This window comes from Pseudoalteromonas sp. SCSIO 43201, assembly GCF_023716725.1.
GTDB classification, from domain to species: Bacteria; Pseudomonadota; Gammaproteobacteria; order Enterobacterales; family Alteromonadaceae; genus Pseudoalteromonas; species Pseudoalteromonas peptidolytica.
The window spans coordinates 1,430,252-1,452,440 of sequence record NZ_CP072683.1 but is presented as its reverse complement, the minus strand read 5'-3'; the positions used below and the strand labels follow the sequence as shown (position 1 = coordinate 1,452,440).

General features: G+C 42.4%; 22 protein-coding genes. 6 read left to right on the top strand and 16 right to left on the bottom strand.

The window, feature by feature from the left end; genetic code table 11:
* Positions 1 to 128 precede the first annotated feature (128 nt).
* Positions 129 to 1,421 carry an anti-phage deoxyguanosine triphosphatase gene (locus tag J8Z24_RS06240; RefSeq protein WP_176031912.1) on the top strand — a complete coding sequence of 431 codons (1,293 nt, stop codon included), beginning with the start codon at positions 129 to 131 and terminating at the stop codon, positions 1,419 to 1,421.
* A gap of 170 nt (positions 1,422 to 1,591) precedes the next feature.
* Here the strand turns inward: J8Z24_RS06240 and J8Z24_RS06235 are convergent, their stop codons facing one another.
* A complete protein-coding gene (locus tag J8Z24_RS06235; RefSeq protein ID WP_252095472.1) occupies positions 1,592 to 2,824 on the bottom strand; it encodes a DEAD/DEAH box helicase in 1,233 nt (410 codons plus the stop codon).
* A gap of 192 nt (positions 2,825 to 3,016) precedes the next feature.
* Between J8Z24_RS06235 and J8Z24_RS06230 the strand changes: the two genes are divergently transcribed.
* Positions 3,017 to 3,277 (top strand): hypothetical protein, encoded by a 261-nt coding sequence (locus tag J8Z24_RS06230; protein ID WP_176031860.1) that lies wholly within the window; start codon positions 3,017 to 3,019, stop codon positions 3,275 to 3,277.
* Between the two features lie 208 nt (positions 3,278 to 3,485).
* Here J8Z24_RS06230 and putP read toward each other — a convergent pair whose 3' ends face one another.
* Positions 3,486 to 4,967 (bottom strand): sodium/proline symporter PutP, encoded by a 1,482-nt coding sequence (gene putP / locus J8Z24_RS06225; protein ID WP_252095471.1) that lies wholly within the window; start codon positions 4,965 to 4,967, stop codon positions 3,486 to 3,488.
* A gap of 415 nt (positions 4,968 to 5,382) precedes the next feature.
* On the opposite strand from putP, the gene J8Z24_RS06220 reads away from it, so the two are divergent.
* Positions 5,383 to 6,603: an EAL and HDOD domain-containing protein gene (locus J8Z24_RS06220; RefSeq protein WP_128729891.1), complete on the top strand. Its 1,221-nt coding sequence runs from the start codon at positions 5,383 to 5,385 to the stop codon at positions 6,601 to 6,603.
* 91 nt (positions 6,604 to 6,694) lie between these two features.
* Positions 6,695 to 8,713, top strand: a complete 2,019-nt coding sequence (locus J8Z24_RS06215) for a TonB-dependent copper receptor (protein WP_176031862.1) — start codon at positions 6,695 to 6,697, stop codon at positions 8,711 to 8,713.
* Between the two features lie 299 nt (positions 8,714 to 9,012).
* Here J8Z24_RS06215 and J8Z24_RS06210 read toward each other — a convergent pair whose 3' ends face one another.
* Genes J8Z24_RS06210 through ccmA form a run of 10 tightly spaced genes read right to left on the bottom strand, consistent with a single transcriptional unit; the run spans position 9,013 to position 16,754 of the window.
* On the bottom strand, positions 9,013 to 9,744 hold the full coding sequence (locus J8Z24_RS06210; protein WP_252095470.1) for an MlaA family lipoprotein: 732 nt from the start codon (positions 9,742 to 9,744) through the stop codon (positions 9,013 to 9,015).
* Positions 9,745 to 10,998, bottom strand: a complete 1,254-nt coding sequence (ccmI, locus tag J8Z24_RS06205; RefSeq protein WP_502934631.1) for a c-type cytochrome biogenesis protein CcmI — start codon at positions 10,996 to 10,998, stop codon at positions 9,745 to 9,747.
* Between the two features lie 26 nt (positions 10,999 to 11,024).
* On the bottom strand, positions 11,025 to 11,489 hold the full coding sequence (locus tag J8Z24_RS06200) for a cytochrome c-type biogenesis protein (RefSeq protein WP_147390788.1): 465 nt from the start codon (positions 11,487 to 11,489) through the stop codon (positions 11,025 to 11,027).
* A complete protein-coding gene (locus tag J8Z24_RS06195; RefSeq protein ID WP_176031863.1) occupies positions 11,486 to 12,058 on the bottom strand; it encodes a DsbE family thiol:disulfide interchange protein in 573 nt (190 codons plus the stop codon). Before J8Z24_RS06195 ends, J8Z24_RS06200 begins: the two co-directional genes overlap by 4 nt.
* A gap of 1 nt (position 12,059) precedes the next feature.
* Positions 12,060 to 14,018 carry a heme lyase CcmF/NrfE family subunit gene (locus J8Z24_RS06190; protein ID WP_125251987.1) on the bottom strand — a complete coding sequence of 653 codons (1,959 nt, stop codon included), beginning with the start codon at positions 14,016 to 14,018 and terminating at the stop codon, positions 12,060 to 12,062.
* Between the two features lie 5 nt (positions 14,019 to 14,023).
* Positions 14,024 to 14,503 carry a cytochrome c maturation protein CcmE gene (gene ccmE, locus J8Z24_RS06185; protein ID WP_125251988.1) on the bottom strand — a complete coding sequence of 160 codons (480 nt, stop codon included), beginning with the start codon at positions 14,501 to 14,503 and terminating at the stop codon, positions 14,024 to 14,026.
* Positions 14,500 to 14,703 (bottom strand): heme exporter protein CcmD, encoded by a 204-nt coding sequence (gene ccmD / locus J8Z24_RS06180; RefSeq protein ID WP_176031864.1) that lies wholly within the window; start codon positions 14,701 to 14,703, stop codon positions 14,500 to 14,502. Before ccmD ends, ccmE begins: the two co-directional genes overlap by 4 nt.
* Before the next feature lie 2 nt (positions 14,704 to 14,705).
* Positions 14,706 to 15,443, bottom strand: coding sequence for a heme ABC transporter permease (locus J8Z24_RS06175; RefSeq protein WP_125251990.1), 738 nt, complete (start codon positions 15,441 to 15,443; stop codon positions 14,706 to 14,708).
* Position 15,444: 1 nt separating this feature from the next.
* Positions 15,445 to 16,131, bottom strand: coding sequence for a heme exporter protein CcmB (ccmB, locus tag J8Z24_RS06170; RefSeq protein WP_128729884.1), 687 nt, complete (start codon positions 16,129 to 16,131; stop codon positions 15,445 to 15,447).
* A complete protein-coding gene (ccmA, locus tag J8Z24_RS06165) occupies positions 16,131 to 16,754 on the bottom strand; it encodes a cytochrome c biogenesis heme-transporting ATPase CcmA (RefSeq protein WP_125251992.1) in 624 nt (207 codons plus the stop codon). Before ccmA ends, ccmB begins: the two co-directional genes overlap by 1 nt.
* Before the next feature lie 103 nt (positions 16,755 to 16,857).
* Here ccmA and fliK point away from each other — a divergent pair, with 103 nt between their 5' ends.
* Both fliK and J8Z24_RS06155 read left to right on the top strand, forming a co-directional pair.
* Positions 16,858 to 19,284: a flagellar hook-length control protein FliK gene (fliK, locus tag J8Z24_RS06160; protein WP_252095468.1), complete on the top strand. Its 2,427-nt coding sequence runs from the start codon at positions 16,858 to 16,860 to the stop codon at positions 19,282 to 19,284.
* 6 nt (positions 19,285 to 19,290) lie between these two features.
* A complete protein-coding gene (locus J8Z24_RS06155) occupies positions 19,291 to 19,587 on the top strand; it encodes an EscU/YscU/HrcU family type III secretion system export apparatus switch protein (RefSeq protein ID WP_128729882.1) in 297 nt (98 codons plus the stop codon).
* Between the two features lie 24 nt (positions 19,588 to 19,611).
* On the opposite strand, the gene J8Z24_RS06150 is transcribed toward J8Z24_RS06155, so the two are convergent.
* The 4 genes from J8Z24_RS06150 to J8Z24_RS06135 are packed head-to-tail and all read right to left on the bottom strand — an operon-like array spanning position 19,612 to position 22,106.
* Positions 19,612 to 20,043, bottom strand: a complete 432-nt coding sequence (locus J8Z24_RS06150) for a DUF2802 domain-containing protein (protein WP_128729881.1) — start codon at positions 20,041 to 20,043, stop codon at positions 19,612 to 19,614.
* Positions 20,044 to 20,541 carry a chemotaxis protein CheW gene (locus J8Z24_RS06145; RefSeq protein ID WP_010369098.1) on the bottom strand — a complete coding sequence of 166 codons (498 nt, stop codon included), beginning with the start codon at positions 20,539 to 20,541 and terminating at the stop codon, positions 20,044 to 20,046. It lies immediately after the preceding gene.
* Positions 20,542 to 20,565: 24 nt separating this feature from the next.
* The gene (locus J8Z24_RS06140) at positions 20,566 to 21,327 is read right to left on the bottom strand and encodes a chemotaxis protein CheW (protein WP_125251996.1); all 762 of its coding nucleotides are present in this window, start codon (positions 21,325 to 21,327) and stop codon (positions 20,566 to 20,568) included.
* Between the two features lie 8 nt (positions 21,328 to 21,335).
* Complete coding sequence (locus tag J8Z24_RS06135) at positions 21,336 to 22,106, bottom strand: ParA family protein (protein ID WP_125251997.1); 771 nt, start codon at positions 22,104 to 22,106, stop codon at positions 21,336 to 21,338.
* Positions 22,107 to 22,189: the final 83 nt, after the last annotated feature.

Below are 22,189 nucleotides of genomic sequence, written 5' to 3'. Positions count from 1 at the left end.
CATAATTTACAGTATTCAAAATAGCGGCCGATAATATCAAAAGCTGCAATTAAACGCGAATTTTCGTGCAGTTATCGTACAAAGTTTAGACGACATCTTGAATTTAAGAAAAAGGAACAAGTAGTATGATGGTTAACGCTTGGCAGCAGCGGCTTTTAGAGCAGAAAAAGAATAGGCCTCATGACAATCGCTCGGCATGGCAAGTAGATCGCTCGAGAATAATCCATGCAGCAGCTTTTAGGCGCTTACAAGCTAAAACCCAAATCATGGCCATAGGCGTAAATGATTTTTATCGAACACGACTAACCCACTCATTGGAGGTATCACAAATAGGAAGCGGGTTACTGCGTCACTTGAGAAAGCATCACCCTGAATTTGAACACTTTCCTTCAACCAGTCTGATTGAGACGTTATGTCTAGCTCACGATATTGGTCATCCACCTTTTGGTCACGGCGGTGAGATAGCACTTAATTATCTAATGCGTGATCACGGAGGATTTGAGGGAAACGCTCAGACCTTGCGTATTGTTACAAAGTTGGAGCCTTATACCAAAGGTTTTGGCATGAACTTAACACGCCGCACCTTACTCGGATTTATTAAATATCCTGCATTAATCGACACACTCTGGTATCACCAACCAACGCAAACACAAAGTCGAAAATATATACTCTCGAGTGATTGGCTGCCAGCAAAAGGGATCTATCAATGTGACGAATCTGTATTTGACTGGATCCTCTCTCCATTTTCTCAAAACGACCAGACAAAGCTGCAAGAAACTGAGGTGAAAGACTCCTTCCGTCGTAAGACTAAGTTTAAGTCGTTAGATTGTGCGATAATGGAATACGCTGACGACATCGCCTATGCGGTTCATGATTTAGAGGATGCGATTGCAACCGAAACACTCAACGAGGCCGAGTGGCATAATTTTGCGCTTCCTGAATTACATAAACTAGATTCAGCTTGGCTAAAGAATAATCTTGATAGGATCACACAGAGCCTTTTTTCAGAAGATGAATCACAGCGTAAAGACACAATTGGTGAACTGGTAAACCTGTTTATTGTGCACTGTAAACTCACCGTCCAAGACTCAGATTTTGACTCAGCATTGCTCCATTTCACCGTTGAGATGGACTCCGAGTTTCAACAGATACTGCAAGTATTAAAGCTGTTTGTATATCAGAGACTTATTCGTGAGCCTAAAATGCAGCAAATCGAATTTAGTGGTCAAAACCTGCTTATTGATTTATTTGAAGTGTTTGCCAGTGATCCCATGCGTTTATTACCCTACACGACTCAAGCACTCTACCAAGAAGCAAGAGATGATACGCAGCAAATGCGCGTTTTGGCAGACTATCTCGGTGGTATGTCAGATGAGTATGCACGAAAAACACATCAGCGTTTATTTACTGGAGAGCGATAGTAATACCGATTAGCTTAATTAAGTTGTCTAAAACCCGATAGTTGAGGCAAGCGTGGGCAGTTGCAAAGGTAATCATTCGCAGAGTTGCGTAACAAATTGCATAGCCTACATTTGCCTGCCCAGCACATTTAGTAAAAGCTTCTCCCCTTGCAAGGTAGAGCGAAAACTAGTTACCTTCTGCGCTTAGTTCGTGTACCAAGAATACGCTTTTTATCCCGTTGCTTTTTGGACTTACCGGAGTTGCGGCGAGAATCTTTAGGCTCTTTGGTTAAATCAGGCTCATAGCCAGGAAGCCATTGCGGCGCAAATCGTTCATCTAAGAAAATTTCTATTTCTTCCAGCAGCCATTGTTCATCAATACTCACAAGTGAAATAGCTTGACCATTTTGCCCGGCGCGACCGCTGCGACCGATACGGTGCACATAGTCTTCTGCAACATAGGGTAATTCTGCATTGAAAACATAGTTTAGTGAGTCAATATCAATGCCACGAGCTGCTACGTCTGTTGCAACTAAGACACGAATTTCGCCTGACTTGAATTGAGATAGTGCTTTATCGCGCGCACCTTGAGACTTATCACCGTGGATGGCGGCAGTTTTAAGGCCATCTTTATTTAACTCTTTGGCGTAGTTATCAGCACTATTTTTTGTGCGAGTAAATACCAGTACCTGATGCCAATTATTTTTGCCAATCAGATGAGAAATAAGTTCACGTTTGCGGTCTTCGTCTACTGAATAGAAAATTTGTGTAACGGTGCTCGCGGTACTATTTTGGGTTTCAACACCCACTCGTTTAGGATTATTCAACCAAGGTTTTACTTGGGATAGCACAGTATCGTCAACCGTTGCTGAAAATAGTAGAGTTTGACGCTCACGCGGCATGGTACGCATGATCCGCTTAATTTCACCCATAAAGCCCATATCTAACATGCGATCGGCTTCATCAAAAACCAAATGTTGAATATTCTTGAGCGTTAAAGTGCCCTTTATTAAATGATCGAGTAAACGTCCAGGCGTAGCAACAACAATATCCACTCCTGCCTTCAACCGCTTTTCTTGAGGACCGATATTCGCCCCTCCATATAAACACACAACATTCAAGTGAGAATGGCTCAGCAATTTCTCCGTGTGTTCAGCCACTTGCTGCGCAAGCTCACGAGTGGGTGTTAACACCAAAGTTCTGACTGATTTTTCACTCTTTACACAGGCACTTAGCATACGATGCAAAATCGGAAGCATAAAAGCGGCGGTCTTACCGGTTCCAGTTTGAGCACTTGCTATGAGATCATTACCACTTAAGATCTGTGGAATACTCTTTTGTTGAATAGGTGTCGGCGACTCAAATCCAAGCTCAGTAATCGCGCTTAGAAGTTCTGGGTGAAGTTGTAATTCGTTAAATGTCATTAATTGCCAATGGTATAATTGTGCTGATAATTAGCAGATTATAACAAAAAAACGAATGCTCGATGCACCTTGTAACACGCTGCATTTATCTATGTTGACTTTTCCATCAGCCAGTTTTACCTTCGATGATTAGACTTTCTAGTTTTCAGTAACGAAGCTAGCATAACATTTCAGATTTATAGGGATATATTCATGAAAACGCAAAATTTTAGACGGATATTATTTTACTGTGCCATAGTCGCACTTTTGCCGCTTTTAGGATTAATCCTCGCCGAATTGTTCACAAGTATTTTAAAGTGTAACGTATCACAAAGAGAGACAGCAAACTGCTCAGTAGCAGGAGTTGATATAGGCATGATTTTAGCAGTGCTTTACACCGGCGGCTGGGTAGGCTTAGTTACGACTCCCATCGCGGCGATATTAGCGCTTCTGTTACACCTAAAAACACAGTAGGAAAACACTGCTTTTACGTCCTACTCTCGCTAAGGTACCTAAATCCTCTAGGCAAGGCGAATTTACGCATCAATAGTCGGCCATTGGAAGTGAACTCAACACAGTTAACGCTAAAACTGGCTGTTAGAAAGACATTAATTATTCGCAGCTCAGATTAATTACAAAAAAGTAGGCTGCAAACATTGTTTACAGCCCGCCTTGCACTCGCTTAATCTAGCGCATTTTCTACTTTATTAAAGAGTGTTGTAATTGCTTTACTTGGCTCTTTTGTCACTAAGCTAACCACAATAATTGCAGCTGTTGCGACGACAAAGCCCGGAACAATTTCATATAGTGTCGCACTAAGCGGCTCACCGTTATAAGTAAATGGTCCGTAGATCCAAACCAATACTGTCACTGCGCCTGAAATCATACCGGCAAGGGCACCCGCAAAATTCATACGAGACCAGAACAAACTAAGTAATACAAGTGGACCAAATGCTGCACCAAACCCTGCCCACGCATTACTTACTAAATCTAAAATTGAGCTATCTCTGTCATATGCTAAATAAATCGCAGCTAGCGCTACAACCACAACACTAATACGACCAACCAGCACTAACTCTTTATCTGTGGCTGCTCTGTGAATAAAAATCTTATAAAAGTCTTCTGTTAATGAGCTCGAGCTAACCAACAACTGAGATGAGATTGTACTCATTATTGCCGCTAGAATTGCTGCTAACAAGAAGCCAGCAATCAGGGGGTGGAAAAGTAGTTGAGACAAAATTAAGAAGATGGTTTCTGCATCTTCCACTACAATGCCCTTTTCGTGAGCATAAGCTGCGCCGAATAAACCAGTACCAACCGCACCTAAAGCTGCAACTATCATCCAAGTCATTCCGATCCGACGTGCTGTAGGCATATCTTTTACGCTTCGAACTGACATAAAACGTACGATAATATGTGGTTGACCAAAATAGCCAAGACCCCAAGACATCGCAGAAACAATACCAATTGCGCCCGCTGAACCAATCCAAGTTAACATGGTTGGATTTAATTCATTCAGGGTTTGCCCAAGAGGGTTATCCAATAGCGAGAAGGTTACCAGTGGCACCAAGATAAGAGCAATAAACATGATGCAGCCTTGAACAAAGTCGGTCAGACTAACTGCCAAAAAGCCACCAAATAACGTATAAAGAACGACTACCCCAGTAGTAATATACATTCCGCTTTCATAGCTAAGTCCAAATGAGCTTTCAAACAACTTACCACCAGCAACTACACCCGATGAGGTGTAAAGCGTGAAGAATATGATGATAACCAAAGCCGACACAATTCTTAGTGCATTACCCTTGTCCTCAAAACGATTGGCAAAGTAGTCAGGGATTGTTACTGCATCATTGGCATACTCTGTATAAACCCTTAGACGTGGTGCAACCAGTAAATAGTTTAACCATGCCCCAATCACAAGGCCAATTGCAATCCATGTACTACTGAATCCAGTTAAGAACATCGCACCGGGCAGACCCATCAAAATCCAGCCACTCATGTCTGAAGCACCTGCTGACAATGCCGCTACGCTAGGGGGTAAGCTGCGACCACCCAGCATATAACCTGACACATCACTGGTGGACTTTTTATATGCGTACAACCCTATTCCCAACATTGCAATGAAGTAAAGTGCAAGTGAGATTATCGTACCTATCTCCAATTTAGCCTCCTAAGTAAGTTGGGCTCTTCTCCAAATGTGAGCTTTATAGTGCTCAATTGTTTGATTTATAACTCACTTTGAATAAAAGCCAAAACATAAAGGATCACTATAACATGCTGCTACTTCTCACCCAACCTCCTGAGACCAGTGTACTTTGCTATATCTTCCTTTGAAGCGTTCAGGGATCTGACGTTTGGATGCAAAATGAGCTGACTCTTCATTTTTAGTCACTGAAGGTTACTCTATGATCTAGCCAGCACACTTTGAAGGTGATGACGCGCTTTCAGCGTGAGGTTTACACATTTGGCTAGTGCATACTTTACTCAATCATTACAAACTATGTTTCCCTGCGTGACCTCGTAGCACTTTTACCTTATATTAAAGCCAATATCATTTTGTTTGGACGGTAGTATTTATGTATTTTTACACGGCTCGTCAGCCCATTTTTAATGTCCAAAGGGAGTTGATTGGCTACGAACTATTATTCAGAGACAGTCTGAATAATGTATTTCCCGAGATAGATGGCGATGAGGCCACAAGCCGCCTGATTGAAGGCAGCCAGTTCACTTTTGGTCTTGATGATTTGACCAATCAACACCCTGCCTATATTAACTTTACGCTGGAAACTTTATCCAAAGGTTACGCCCAAATGCTATCCCCAGAGCAGGTCGTTGTGGAAATACTGGAAACAGTACAGCCAGGAAAAAGACTGCTCGCACACGTTAAAGAACTAAAAGAAAAAGGTTATACACTCGCATTAGACGATTACCAACACCAAAATGTATGGCGGCATTTTTTTCCTTATGTTGATCAAATAAAAGTCGACTTTCTCTCTACCAGCACAGACCAAATCAATATCATCAAAGCAGCAATTAAAGATTTCCCTAACATTGACTTAGTTGCCGAAAAAGTAGAAACATACGAACAATTTGAATTGGCTAAATCTCTTGGCTTTAAATTCTTTCAAGGCTTCTTTTTTGCTAAACCAGAAATGGTAAAAACCAAAGCATTAGCGCCTTCAGAACTTGCAATGGCGGAGCTTCTGTATGAAACGTCCAGTGTCGAGCCTGATCTTGCACGAATTACGCAAGTGTTTGAGCGTGATGTGAATCTTAGTTATAAGTTATTGCGCTACGCCAACAGCGCTGTGTTTAAACGTAGAGCCGAGATTTCAACAATAAAACAAGCATTAGTTGTACTGGGTAGCATCGAGTTAAAGCGTCTTATTTCATTGCTTTTTGCATCGCAACTTAACACTGAAAAACCAAAAGAACTACTGTCTCTTTCATTACTACGAGCTCACTTTATGGAAGCCGTTGCCACCAAAGCTGGCAAAGTTTCTGATACAGGCAGTGCATTTCTTATTGGCATGATGTCACTTATGGATGCAATATTGGATGATGAAATGGCAACACTCTTGACTAAACTGCCATTATCTCAAGAGATAAAGGCCACACTGCTGAAAAAGCCAAGTCAGTTTGGTATTTACTTAGATCTTGCAGAATCAATGGAAAAAGGAGATTGGGATAATGTTGAAACTGTCTCAAAACCTTTGGGAGTCTCACCTGAGCGCATTGCCCAGCTATATCAATCGTCGCAGTTATGGAGTGACACCCAAATAAAAGCCATTGAGTAATATGCAGCGGACTGCGACAATCTGTCGCATCCCACTACCATCATGAAAGCGATAAAATAAGCTCACAAAAACAATGGACTAATGTGAACTTATGAAACGCACGCTACTTTCTCTCAGTATTCTTTCTCTTTTATCGACAGCCAGTGCAGATGAAATAGAAAGAATTGTTATTATTGCTCCAATGCAAACACCGCTCACCCTCTCCACTGATACCAAAGCGGTACGCCAGCCTCTCCCAGCACAAGATGGTGCCGATTTACTGTCTTCTATTTCTGGTTTCTCTTTGGTTAAAAAAGGTGGCGCAAGCTCAGATCCGGTATTTAGAGGCATGGCTGGTTCAAGAATTGCAATTATCGCCAATAATGGACAAACGCTTGGTGGCTGTGGCAATCGAATGGATCCTCCTACCGCTTATATTACCCCTCAATCATATGACACTTTAAAAGTAATAAAAGGGCCTCAAACCGTTCTTTATGGTCCAGGTAATAGTGCAGCAACGGTTGTTTTCGAACGTGAAACTGATCGTTTGGATAAATCAGAAATAGTAGGTTTTGCAAATGCTGTGGTATCTAGCCAAGGTCGCCATAGCGTAAATTCAGATATTAAAGTTGGCAATCAAAATGGTTATGCACGTGTCGCAGCGAATTATAGCGACGCCGATGACTACGAGGACGGCAGTGGAGTCGATGTTCACTCAGCCTATGAACGGTGGAATATAGATACAGAGTTTGCCTACACACCTGATGATGACTCATTTTATTCCTTAACTTATGGCGTGAGTGATGGTGAAGTTGCCTATGCAGATCGTATGATGGATGGCAGCTTATTTGACCGAGAAAATATAGGTCTGAATATTAAATTATCTGCTTTGTCTGAAATGGTTGATGAGCTGAAATTTAATGCCTATTACAACTATGTTGATCACATCATGGACAATCATAGCTTGCGTCGATTCGTCCCCAACATGATGATGAAAAAGCCAACTTCTTCTAACCCTGATCGAAAAACATATGGTGCAAAGCTGACACTCACTTCGGATATCAACAGCAAACATACATTTATTTATGGGTTAGACTATCAAGAAAACGAACACCGCAACAGGATCAGTCGTGATCAGTATAATAGTCCAGTAGAGACAATGCCTCGTCAACTTGACGCTGAGTTTAGGCAGTTAGGTATGTTTGCTGAGTTCGAGTATGAATTAAGCAATACAAGCCAATGGGTAACGGGACTTCGCATTGATGATTGGAAAAGTGAGGATCACCGCACCATGATAAGTGCGATGATGACAATGAAACCTAACCCAACAGCGAATCAAACAAGAGAAGACACCTTATATAGTGGCTTTACTCGCTATCAAGCGCAATCTGAAAACAGTAGCTACTTTATTGGTTTAGGAAGAACCGAGCGTTTTCCAGACTACTGGGAAGTGGTTGGCAGCAATAGAGGCAGTGAAACAGCCATTTCGGCTTTTAATGTCGAAACAGAAAAGACAACGCAATTAGATGTTGGCGTTGTTCATCAATTTAAAGACATTAATCTCAGTGCCTCTGCATTTTATAATCAAATTGATGACTATTTGTTGATTGACAATATGTTCAAAAAAATGAATATGACTTCAAAAGTGACGCGTAATATTGATGCTGAAACATTCGGCTTTGAAGCGGAAATAAGATGGCAAGTCAGTAAGGCACTACAATTAACCAGCAGCCTTGATTATGTTAAAGGTAACAATTTGACCGATAATACAGCACTGGCACAGCAGCCGCCTTTGCAACTGCGATTTGCCGCAACGCAGGAGCTGTCAGACAAATGGCAAATAGGTGGTCTTGTACGACTTGTTAAGCGCCAACACAGAATCGCTATTGGGCAAGGCAATATTGCCGGGCAAGATACATCAACCACAGCCGGTTTTGGTACTTTCGCATTAAATACTAGCTATCAATATAACAATGCTATTCAGCTCAGTGCCGGTATTGACAACTTACTTGATAAAACATACGCAGAACATTTGAGCCGCTCTGGTGCTGCGGTAAGTGGCTATGAGCAAATAGCGAGGATCAACGAGCCTGGTAGAACATGGTGGGCAAACTTGAACTGGCGATTTTAATTGACCTAATATAGGTGCTCATTCGTCTATGCTCTGCTACAAGATATATAGTTATACGTATTAAAAGGTAATAATACCAATTTGACTTAATGCTTGCTCAATTTGAAGGAGTAAATCTGACGCTAACAGCGTTAAAAATTTCTTATTTAGAACAACTAAATAGCAAAATTTTTGCCTCGTGAGCATCTGAAAATATAAAGGTCGACATTAGCCGACCTTTATATTTACTAGCTTAGTCCATTGCTCCAGTTTGCTTAATTAAGTAGCCTCTTTTGAGCAAGTGTTAAGAAAAAATATAACTACAAGTTTTCTAAAAAGTTTTCATCAAAATCATCAGGCTCTTCCTCTAGTGGAGGGTTACCATCATATAGCTCATACAATTGACGCTGATAGTAAACATCTTTTAAGAATGTATATGGGTCTAATGATTCATTTAATAACTTTTCTTGCGACATCAATGCCGCTCTGGCCTCCACTGCCCGTAGCGCAAATACCAGTATAGTTTGCGGCGTAGTGAGTGCAATTTCAGGCAACACTAGATTATCGACTACATCACCTGTTAAATTTCTTGCTGTGGTAGGTCCCATGCCTGGCACCATAATATAGGCACCATCACCTACTCCCCACACGCCAAGGGTTTGGCCAAAGTCTTCATCTTTCAACTCCAGTCCGAGTGTTTTTGCTACATCAAATAGACCAAAAATACCAACGGTTGAATTGACCAAAAATCTAGCTACATTTATGGCCATGTGATCTGGCTTACCTTGCAGCGCAGCATTCACCGCGTCAGTCGGCGCGGCAATATTTGTCGTAAAGTTGACAATACTACTTCGCACAGGCGCAGGGGTAACTGACACATACCCCTTAGCCACTGGGCGCAAAATATAAGCATCTAAAACATCCATATTAAAATCATATAGAGGTCGATTAATGGATTGTAATGGATCTCGTGGATCTTTTTTCTCTTCTGGTACCTGTGCACAACCAATGACGGTGAGTGCTAGTAAACCTGTGAGCACAACTTTAAGCATTTATTTCCCTGTATTTGTTAAGACACGACTAATCTCGACATTAACCTGACTACCACCTTGTTTTAGCTCTATCACATTTGAAACCCCTTCCAGCTCACCATCTGATGGCATCACCGAACCGTCAATAGAAATGCGTGCGGTAACTGTAACGTGAGAAAAGTTAGATAAGGTTAATTCAGGCATCATTGCCATACTATCATCCAGAGCAACCGTGATTGGCAAGTTAAAGTTTGTAATTTTCGCCACAGCTAATGGCATCGCTGGACCATTTTGCGCTTTTGCAAAAACAAATAACGTGCTTCCTGACGGAATGTCGCCTTGTAACGCCTCGGCAATGGTAACTGTAGCGCTAATGCTCGCCGTACTATTTACAGCTTCTGGCTCTTGCTGCCCAAGCCTTTGTTCAAGCTCTGCAATACGACCGGCTATCATCTGATAACGAGGATCGTCTTGCGTTAGCTGTGCCATCAGCACTTCAAACGCTGCTTTAGACTCAGCCCAGTCCTGACGTTCATAGGCGATAAGTGCCAAAAGGCTAATGGCATCAATGTTCGTAGGCTCCGAATTCAGGACTTTTGAAAGCATCTTGGCTGCGCGGTTCATGCTCTGCTCTGACCCTTCAATCAACAATGCCTGACTGTAATTAACTAAGACATTATTATTATCAGGCTGCATTGCTAATGCTTTATCAAAAGCTTGCGTTGCCATTTCAAAGTCACCCAACGACATTGCCACACGCCCCAGTAACATCCACGCCACTGCATCATCACCGGCAGTGGCAAGTTTTGTTCTAAGCCCTAGAGCAAAAGCTTGTAATTCATTAGCATTTAACGGCTCACCAGTTTGCATTACAGCTCGCTCGCCATACTCTGGAAGATTTTCAATAGCTTCATTCCAGTTAGCGATTTGTCTATGGCTACCTGTGTAGTAGTAAAAAATCGCTGTTACAAGCACCATAAACGCGATCCCCGTGACCGCTAAAACTCGATTATCACCACGACTTGTTAATGATTGCTCAGGAGACAGCTCATTGAGTAATCTGCGTTTTAACTCGATCACTGATTCATGATAACTGTCTTTTTCGATTCGTTGATTAGCAAGCTCATCTTCGAGCTCTTCTAGCCTCTGATGGAAAATACCAATACGCTCGGCATTGGCGTCATCATCAACCACTACCTTTCTCTCTTTTTTGATAAAAGGAAAAACGACGAACAAACCAGCAAAAACACTAAGAAGCAGAAATAAAAACCACATTTGTGTTAAATCGGTTGAAAATTCACTCACAGCTCACGCTCCTGACGTTGATATTGGTTAATAAGCTCAGCGAGTTTTTGTTCATCTGTGGCATTCCAATCCTGCTTTTTCGCTGCACGCTTTTGGCGAAATACAATAAAGCCAAAGCCAAGCACAATAATCACGACAGGTAGTACCCAAAGCACAATGGTTGCAGGCGTGACAGGTGGCTGGTAATGCACAAAATAGCCATATCTGTCTATCATATAGTCAATCACGTCTTGCTTGGACTTACCTTCGTTCACTAAAGTGATCACTTTATCGCGCAAGTCTTTAGCCACAACAGCGTCCGAATCTGCAATATTTTGATTTTGACACTTAGGACAACGCAGTTCATGGGTTAGTTCTCGAAACGTTTGCGCTCGCTCTGGAGTCGCAAAGTTGTACTTATCTTCTGCGGCCTCGCTTGCAAAACCTACGAACATAAACACAATTAGGATAAGGTATTTCATTGTGTTAACTCCTGATAGATTGGAGCAAACTTGCTGCGCCACACGCGTTCATTAATATCGCCTGTGTGATGCAGTAAGATCTTACCGTTTTTGTCTACTAGAAAAGTTTCTGGGGCTCCCGAAACGCCCAAATCAAGAGCCAAAGAGCGCTCCAAGTCAAGGATATTGAATTGATAAGGGTCACCTGCACGACTCAGCATGCTAGTTACATCTGTCCTTAACGCATTAATGTCGAATTGATCGCCAAAGTCCGGGTCATACGCCTGTTCATAATACAGGCCGATGATCCTCACACCTCGCTCTCTTAGCTCTGTCAGATAGCCAAGCTCTGCGATACATGTTGGGCACCATGTGCCCCAAACATTCATAAGGTATACCTCACCTTTGAGTGAGTCAGCTGTCCAGACTTTGTTACTATCCATTAAGTCTGGTAAAGCAAACTCAGGCATCGTTTGCCCAAGTCGACCTGTCTGAAGCTCTCTCGGATTTCCAAATAAGCCTTGATATAAAAATACACACAAGAAGATAAAGATTAAAAAAGGCACTAAACCTAATAATTTACGGTTCATATTAAGCCTCCTGCTGTTGCGGCTTTTTTACGCGGCCACGGTATCGTTTATCTGCAAGTACAATAAACCCAGCAAATGAAATAAGTAAACCACCAAGCCACATCCACCTGACATAGGGTTTGTGATAAATCCTGAGTGACCATGCACCTGCCGACAATGGTTCTCCGAGTGCGAGGTACAAGTCACGGAAAAAGCCATCATCTATCGCAGCTTCAGTCATAAACTGCATACCAATATCATAACGGCGTTTTTCTGCGTACAGCTTAGTAACTTTCTCGCCATCTTTGAATACTGTCACGACCCCTGCGTGACCACCGTAATTTGGCCCTCTAATTTCTTTTACGCCGTCAAAGCGGTATTCGTACTCATTTAACATTGCCGTTTCGCCTGGTTTCATACTAACAGAGCGTTCTACCGAGTATGCCGAGGTTAACGTAACGGATGCGATAACAAATGCGATACCAACATGACCAAGTACCATTGCCCAATAGCTCAGCCCAAGCTTTTTAAGTCCGACAGTTAGACTCGAATGAACCGACACTTTGCTAAATAAGTCAGTCGCAGTCGCAATAAAGATCCACACAGCCAATGCAGTAGCAACAAAAGTAAGGGGAGCAACTACTTCAAAGCTTGAGAATAACCATGCAGTGGTGATGACTAAAGTAGCGACCAATAGTACTACCCACTTTTTAACTAGCGGTGGCATTTTATTTTGCTTCCAACGTAACATTGGCGCTATGCCAAGCAAAATAGCAAATGGCACGGTCAATATTGCAAACATCTGATTAAAGAAAGGGACTCCAATCGAAATGGAACCTAAACCTAATTCTTTATGGATCATAGGCAAAAGTGTTCCAAGTAGCACAATAAGAGTCGCTACGACCAAAAAGATGTTATTGACCCAAAGCGTTACTTCTCTTGAAATAAACTGGTATCTGCCTTCACTGTAAACTTGCGAAACTCGGGTTGCATATAAGGCTAGACTCCCCCCAACCACCACGGCCAAGAAAGATAGAATAAATAAACCTCTATCAGGATCAGTTGCAAACGCATGCACCGATACGATAATACCTGAGCGAACAATAAACGTACCGAGTAAGCATAAACTAAATGCAGTAATGGCAAGAAGTACCGTCCAAGACTTAAACACACCCCGTTTTTCTGTTACCGACAATGAATGCAGTAACGCTGTTGCGACAAGCCATGGCATTAACGATGCGTTCTCTACTGGATCCCAGAACCACCAGCCTCCCCAGCCTAACTCTGAGTATGCCCACCAGCTACCAATGGTGATACCTAAAGTTAAAAAGCCCCATGCAGCCATCGTCCACGGACGAGACCATTTAGCCCACGTGTTGTCCAGCTTACCTGTTAACAATGCGGCGATTGCAAAAGAAAAGGATACTGATAAGCCAACATAGCCCATATACAACAAAGGTGGATGAATAATCATACCTGGGTCTTGTAACAATGGATTTAAGTCGCGGCCTTCTACAGGGAAATAAGGTAATAAACGCTCAAAAGGGCTAGACATCCATAGGGTATAAAGCATAAAGCCTACACCTAAAAAGCCTAATACGCCCAATACTCTGGCTCGAAGCACCCAAGGCAGTGATTTAGACATAACTGCGACCAACATGGTCCAAACTGACTGCATCACTAACCAAAGTAGAATAGCGCCCTCGTGCCCACCCCAAGTAGAGGTAATTTTATAGTACCAAGGCAAACTACTACTTGAATGATGGGCAACATAAGCCACGGTAAAGTCATCCATTAAGGTTATATAAATCAGTACCAAAAAGGAAAACACCACCAAAATACATTGACCAATGGCTAGTGAAGGCGCGGCTTTCATTAGCCTTAGATTGCCTGTGTATGCGCCCCATAACGGGAAAATACACAGTAGTAAACTCAACGACATCGCCAGAACTAAGGCGAAGTAACCTATTTCAGGGATCATCTTAGTTAGTTCTCGCTATTTAAATTATATTTTGGCTTTTCGTGCTTTATGCCTTTAACGGCTTCAGCAACTTCTGAAGGCATATACTCTTCATCGTGTTTTGCCAACACTTCAAATGCTTCAACCACATTGGTTTCAACCAAGGTTCCCTGTGCTACTATCCCTTGTCCCTCACGAAACAGATCAGGCAGAATACCGCGGTAACGTATAGTCACCATAGGTCCGGTATCAATCAGTTTAAACGACACATCTAGCGATGATTCATCTCGCTCAACAGAGCCCGGAACCACCATTCCACCAATGCGGAGTTTTTGTCCAATTTGAGGCTTTTCTTTAAGCTCACCTTTGCCTTCAACTAACTCACTAGGGGTGTAAAATAAATTGATATTTTCTTGCAGTGCATAGAGGGTTAAGCCAACCGCTGCACCAATACCAAAGACAGCTGCAACGACGGCAAATAGTCTTTTTTTGCGTCTAGGATTCATGCTTCTGACTCCTCTTTTGCTTTTTTAATCCGTGCTTCTCGTGCCATTTGAGCTTTCACGGCTTGCTTGAGCTTTTTACCATCGGCAAGAGAGCTGACTAAGATGCCCACTAATATAAGCGCACATGAACCAAAGGACAGCCATACATAGAAACCATAGCCGCCCATTGCTAGAAATTCACTGAAGGATTCAAACTGCATAATTATCCCCTATTCACTAATTCACGTACCCAAGGACGATGCTGCTCACAACGCAAAATTTCATTTTTTAAGCGAATAAGCGTTACTACTCCCAGCACACCTGCAAAGGCGACAATATTAATTAGTAATGGCCATAACATAGATGGATCGATTGCTGATGTATCAAACTTTGTGATGGTAGAGCCTTGATGTAGCGTGTTCCACCATTCAACTGAAAAATGAATAATTGGTAAGTTAACTACACCAACTATTGCTAAAATACAGGCAGCTCTCCCCCCTGATTTTTTGTCTTCGAACGCATGATAAAGTGACAATACACCAAAATATAAAAATAACAGAATAAGCTCAGAGGTTAACCTGGCGTCCCACACCCACCAAGCGCCCCACATTGGTTTACCCCAAGCAGCTCCGGTAATTAATGCTATTGCAGTCATAGCCGCACCAACTGGCGCGATTGAGATAACTGCCAGCTCGGCGTTACGAATTTGCCACACCAAAGCAATAATGGCTGCTATGGCCATAGATGAATACGCACCCATTGACCAAATCGCTGAGGGCACATGAATAAAGATTATCCGGTAGCTGTCTTTTTGTTGATAATCTGCGGGCGCATAGGCAAGCCCCCAAACCCATCCAACAAGTAAACCCACTACCGCAATCACGGCAAAGTAAGGAAGCAAGGTGTTACACAATTGGTAAGCACGCTCCGCTTTGGCATAAGGATGTAACCACTTCCACATTTTAACTTACACTCACTCTTAAAGCTGACGATATGGCAATTGGTGCGGCGACAATGGCAACGGCAAGCATCGCACCAAGGATTGCAAGCTGACCGCCATAAGCAAGAGACATGCTACTGGTATCAATGGCGGATGTTGCAAAAATTAATACAGGGATATACAGCGGCAGGACTAGTAAGCTCATCAAAATTCCACCTTTTTGCAATGCAACGGTGAGTCCTGCCCCTATAGCTCCAATAAAACTTAACAAGGGTGTCCCAATTAATAAAGTTAACACTGTCGCGTTCAGGGACTGCGTTTCTAAATTCATTAACAATGCAAATAATGGCGCTAGTAGTACCATAGGTAGACCACTTACGGTCCAGTGTGCAGCCACTTTGGCAAGTACAGATAATGACAACGGATAAGGCGATGCTATCAGTTGTTCTAGCGAGCCATCGTTATAGTCATCCCGAAATAGTTTATCTAGCCCTAACATAGTCGATAACAAGGCTGCTACCCAAATTATGCCCGGCGCAATTCTGGTAAGTAATGCAGGCTCTGGCCCAATCGCTAAAGGGAATAACGTGATGACAATCAGAAAAAACAGTAATGGGTTAACGATTTCAGCACGTTGCCTAAATGCGAGTGTCACATCTTTTGTATAAACGGATTTGAACGCTAACCAATATGAATGATGAGTCTGCATTACAAACGGTACTCCAATGTCAAAGTTTGTAACTGCGCGAAATGTGCGGTGAGATCTTGGTGTGTAGTCAGTAAAATTGCTCCGCCTGCATCGAGGTGGGACTGAAACTGGGTTTGCAACAAGGCAACACCTTTTTTATCTAATGCGGTAAATGGTTCGTCGAGTATCCACAATTTAGCTTTGTTCAGCCATAAACGAACCAAAGCAACACGACGCTGTTGACCCGCTGAAAGGGTACGCACCGGTACATCTTCAAGCCCTATTAGACCCAGCTTTGCCAACAGCTCATAAACCTCTTCTTCACTGGCTTTTGCACCATGTACTTGCAACCAATACTGGACATTTTCGTAGGCATTCAGTTGCTGATTAACACCCGTTTTATGACCAATAAACAACAGTTCAGCTGCAAATGAATCATAATCTTCTCGAATATCGGTATGGTTATATCGGATCTGACCTTCATCCGCTCTGGCAAAGCCCGCTATTATTCGTAACAGTGACGTTTTACCGGCACCATTTGGGCCTTCAACTTGCATGATCTGCCCCGAATGGAGAGTGAAACTTAATGAGTCAAACAAGCATCTATCTTGTTTGGTACAAGTGACGGTGTCTATCTCTAGCAAATCTGGGCTTCTCTTTACCTAAAATTGGGCGTTAGTCTAACATAATGGTATGGTAATACGAATAATCCGATGCGATCGATTAGCGAAAATTTGATTTAAAATAATGAATAAGCTGCCAATTACAACAAATACTACGACAGCATCTGTGATAAGCACAGATAATAGCGAAGTATCTAAATTAGACTTGACTAACAACCAGCCTTTTGCAGCAAAAAACATTCACATTAGCAATGATAAACTAAAGATGGATGTAACAATTGACGGTCGCTGGCAAACTATCCAAATTGCGTTGAAACCACCAACTCAACCTAATCAGCTCCAAGAAGCCCAAGTTAGTATCGACGAAACAGGGAAAGTAGTTACTTTCCATACCCCAAAATTACAAGCTCAAGTCACATTGACGAGTCAGCTTTTTGATATTTTGGCGACACTTAAAGGCCAAACCAACAGTACAATTATTCAGTCTTCGGCAACTGTGCAGCCTGATTCCACATTGCGTATTAATTCCCTTGATTTGAAGGTACCGGTACCACACCCCGTCGCACAATTGCTCGCAAGTGAGAGCAAACTGTTTGCTAATCTAAGTACTCAACAAAGCAATACTCTTTTGCAAATAGTAAATCAATTTAGTGATCCTCTGTTTAGCACCACATTACCTAAATCAATGATTATTAAACTTATCTCTAGCCAGCTTAGCCCCATCAATATAAAGCCTCTAGTCAACGGGGTAATGCTTAATATTAACGATCGCCCAATTAGCTTACCGAGGATCCCCAGTAATTGGCCACCTTCTTCAACATGGCAAAAAGGTGAGCTCAAAGCAGCCATCAACGGGGTAGACGTGACAATGCCAGCACGACAAATAAAAGTGGAAACGATCAAACCGCTTAGCGCATTGCTGCATCAAGTAAGTGCGATTGCAAAACCCATTACGCCAATAAATAGCACCAACCCAACTTCAATACATACACTCCAATACGAAACACCATTACTTGAGGTCAGCCTGCAACAAATAAAGTCAAGCGTCGCGCGGGCATTGCAAGTGCTGATCGGCAGACCTTTTGGCAAACAACAACCCCATCAATCTAATGCTTCTCAAGCCTTGCTGACATCTAATAATCAACATGAGAGTATTAAGCGCCTATTACCAAGCTCCATCATACAAGCCCAAGACGTAAACCAACATAACGAAAGTAAGATAAGTACTCCACTACAGAAGCTCACTGGCCAAATAAAGCAGAGCCTGCTCGATATGATGAGACAATCATCAGTACCATTACAACAGAGCCAGCCCCCTATTAATCGCGAGAAATTAACCGCCTCCATCATCCACTACTTACAACAAAACCCTAGCACAGAACCAAAGTACCAAGCGCTTCCCGTCGATTTTGAAATGAAGCAAAAAGCCCTCTCTTTATTACTAGACACATTCACTGGTAAGGAGCAGCTAGACACTAAGCAGCTTCGACAGGTTACTCAAATTCTAGAGAGACCACTGTATCTTAAAACACACACCGCACCTTTGCTTGTTGATAAAACTGCACAGTTTGTACCATATGCTTCGAGTGAACAGCTTACTCACTCTGTGACCAAAGAAGTTAAAGGGATCATTGAAGTATTACTAAACATGCCAACCGCAAAGCTGGGAAGAAAAGACAATATTCAAGGCCCGCTACAGCAAGCCTCTAACACGATAGCAAAAGCGTTAAAAGCTGATTCGTTAAGTCAAATGCCTGAGCTACAAAAACTAGTAAACCAAGCGTTCTCTCGGCTATTGGATGAGCGTTCTATTTCGGCACTCGCAGTTAAAAATCAACTAGAAAGCCAACTGAGCTTAACGCCGTTTAGTAATACGACATCAAGCTTGAACCAATCTAGCTTTACACAAATGTTAGAACGCTTGCTACTTTCTCTTTTAGGTGGCCAAGTCGCAGGTCAAGACACTAGCAAAGAAAGCGCAAATCAAAAGATGCAGGCACTGCTAGAGACGTTGTTGCCACAGTTAAAAATGCTCTCTCCTAAACAAGTTGCAGATGCGTTACAACAGCCAATCGCAAAAGAGCTTTTAAATGACTTGGGACAACTACACAACCAACTACAACCACAACAATCTCAATTACAAACCACGAGTTTAGGGAAACAAGATAGTGAAACGCAGCTCATCGTTAATTTGCTATTCCCTACAAAGGTTGGACAAGAGCAACAGCAAACACAGTTACAAATCGGAGAGTATAAAAAGTCGCCCAAAGCTGGAATGCCTGAGAAGTCAGTGTGGTTTATTCGCTTGTGTTTTGATTTTGCTGATAAAGGCCAGATCCATGCCCAAGCAGAGCTAATGGATAAAGCTCTGGAATGTGCACTAGTTGCAACTTCCAACCAAGTGAAACAACTCGCTGAACCCCATTTGGCAACTCTTAGGCACAAACTCGCCGCTCACGGACTGCAAGTAGCCGAGATAGACTTGAGGGAAGAAGCCAGTTTTCAAGACAAGTTCTTCTCTGAACATGCCATTATTAACATTAAGGTGTAAATACTAATGACGCACAAATCAGCAATTGGATTACTTTACGAAGCCGGAAGCGCACCTCAAGTGACCTTCAAAGGCTATGGTGAATTAGCGGAAGAAATTATTGCGCTCGCAAAAGAAAAGAACATCATGATCCATGAGGATGAATCTTTAGTACAGACATTAAGCGCCTTAGAGCTACATCAGGAAATTCCTAGAGAGTTATATTATGTTATTGCTGAACTTATTGCGTTCTCTTATATTATGCGTGGAAAGTTTCCTCCCGGTTGGGAGGGGTTTCGTGGCAAGCTAGATATAAAGGCCTAGTCCCCCTCTAGCTTGCAACCAACATTATTTTGATTTGTTATGTAAAGACATTAATAGCTCGGCCTCAGCACGAGGCAACTCACACTCTCGCATGACTTCTTCAATATCAGCCCCCAGCTCAACCATTTTTACCGCTCGAGAGTAAATTTTTGCGTCTGGATCGTCATATTTTTGTGCTGCTTGCTGATTTGCAAGTTCATGGAGCTCCTGCTCTGTTGTCACTACTCGTTTACCAACACTCATTATGCTAGCGCGAAGCTCTGCAACTTCACTGCGCAATATCGCAATTTGCTGCTCAGCTCCCTGCAATGCACTTGAAGCTTGCATAATATTCGATCTTTCTTTTTGTAATTTTTTACCCAACACAAAAACAAACCTCAAGCACACTATCGCGAGTACGCTTGAGGTTATTGATATGACGAGTAAAACGATTTGAGCGTTTACTACTTCCAACATCTAAATATGACTCAGCTCATCCCATTCGTCATCACTTAATAATTTATTAAGATCAACCAAAATCAGTAACTCGCCTTCTCGGTTCGAGACACCTTGGATGAACTTAGCACTCTCCTCTGTACCTATATTTGGAGCACTATCAATCTCCGAGCTACGCAAGTACACAACTTCAGCAACACTGTCGACTAAAATACCGATCACTTGCTTTTCAGCTTCGATAATTACGATCCGTGAATTGTCTGTAACTTCCGCGCTCTGAAGGCCAAACCTTGCTCGCGTGTCTATTACGGTAACGACATTACCACGCAAATTGATAATACCAAGCACATAGCTTGGTGCGCCTGGAACAGGTGCAATTTCTGTATAGCGCAGCACTTCCTGTACTTGCATTACGTTAATACCGTAAGTTTCCTCTTCAAGCTTATAAGTAACCCACTGCAATACTTCATCATTACTATCAGCATTTTTGTCTGCAGAAAGTAGTCTATCTTGGCTCATGGTCTCACTCCATCAATATACTAGTTACTGCTCTCGACTATCGAGGCCTTGTTCTAGCAAACGGTTTAAATTCTCTACATCTATTAGCGCACACATTTTTTCTTTTATCACCCCAGCTAGCCAAGGTCTCTTGCTGTCGCTGGTACGCCACTTTATGTCTTCAGGCTTGAGTGTCAAGTTATTGACGAGCTTTTCTGCCAATAGCCCCCAACTACTATCTCCAAGCATGATTAGATATTGATAATTCAGGCTATCTTGAAGCTCAGGTGTCAATTTTTCAGGCATCACCCACATCGCAGTATCTACAACATTTAGTTTTTCTTCGCGGTTTAACATCACCCCTCTAAACCATTTAGGTTTGCCAAACAATTGATTGACCTCACCTAACTGGTGTATACCGCCAAGAGACTTCAGCGGAACCGCGAGCGTTAGACCTGCAACTTCAAAAAATAATGCTTGAAACTCACCTTCTTGGTAAGCGTCACGCGCTGACGTCGCTTCTATCGTTGCCTGTTCTTTGATAATAGATGTATTTTCAGTGACTTCAAGATCTTGAGCAAATTTACTCACCTCTTGCTCTTGTACTTCAGTCATCGATTCAATCGTTGTTGGCTTAATGTCAGCGGCTGCGGGAACTATTTCTTGCTCCACATCAGGGTCTTTTACCTGTTCCAATAGCTTCGCAACAGGTGATAAAGCGCAATCTTGTACTTCAGGCTCTTCCTGTAGTAATGCACTAAGGTACTGTTTCATTACCTTTTCATTTGCAAATAAGTGCTTACTCATTCTATTCTCTAGCTTAGCTGCTTTAAATAATCCAACAAAGCACGATAGGCAAATACGCCCCGAGACTTTGGACAAAACTGCACCGGAACTTGTTGTGCAAGGCTGGCATCTCTAAATTTTGTATCAACAGGAACCACACCCGGCCAAACTGCGTCTTTGTAAGTCGCCAACAATGTTTTATATGCCTCTAAAGATGCCTTTGTACGCTTATCATACATCGTGGGTATTATCGTATACTGGTATTGTTTTTGTTGTGAAGATTGCATCAGCTCCATAGTTCGCATCATTCTATCGAGTCCCTTCAAGGCAAGAAATTCTGTCTGTACTGGGACCAATATTCTCTCACTTGCAGCAAGCGCATTAACCATCAATACACCAAGTACCGGTGGACAATCCAGAATCGCATAATCATACTGATCCGCAATTTTCTCAATAGACTTTTTCAAGATCAGACCCATGCCAGTCTTGTTGCCCATACTCCTGTCTAACGTGGCAATAGCCATAGTCGCAGGAAGGATATCAAGGTTTTCAATGGTTGACGGGCAAAGTGCTTGCAATATCTCTTCCCCCGTCATGCTATTTCCACGTATAAAAATATCGTAAACGCTAACTTCTAACTCTTCAGAATCTATACCAAAGTAATAAGTCAGTGAAGCATGAGGGTCGGTATCAATCAATAAAACACGATGGCCTTGTTCAGCTAAAATACCGCCCAGACTTACCGTTGTTGTGGTTTTGCCCACGCCACCTTTTTGATTTGCTACCGTCCAAATTTTCACTCAATATTCCTTCGCTCATAACGGCCGCATAATGCGGCCTTTATTATACAAACTCAATGTTATTTTTTGTTTTAAAAGTTCGA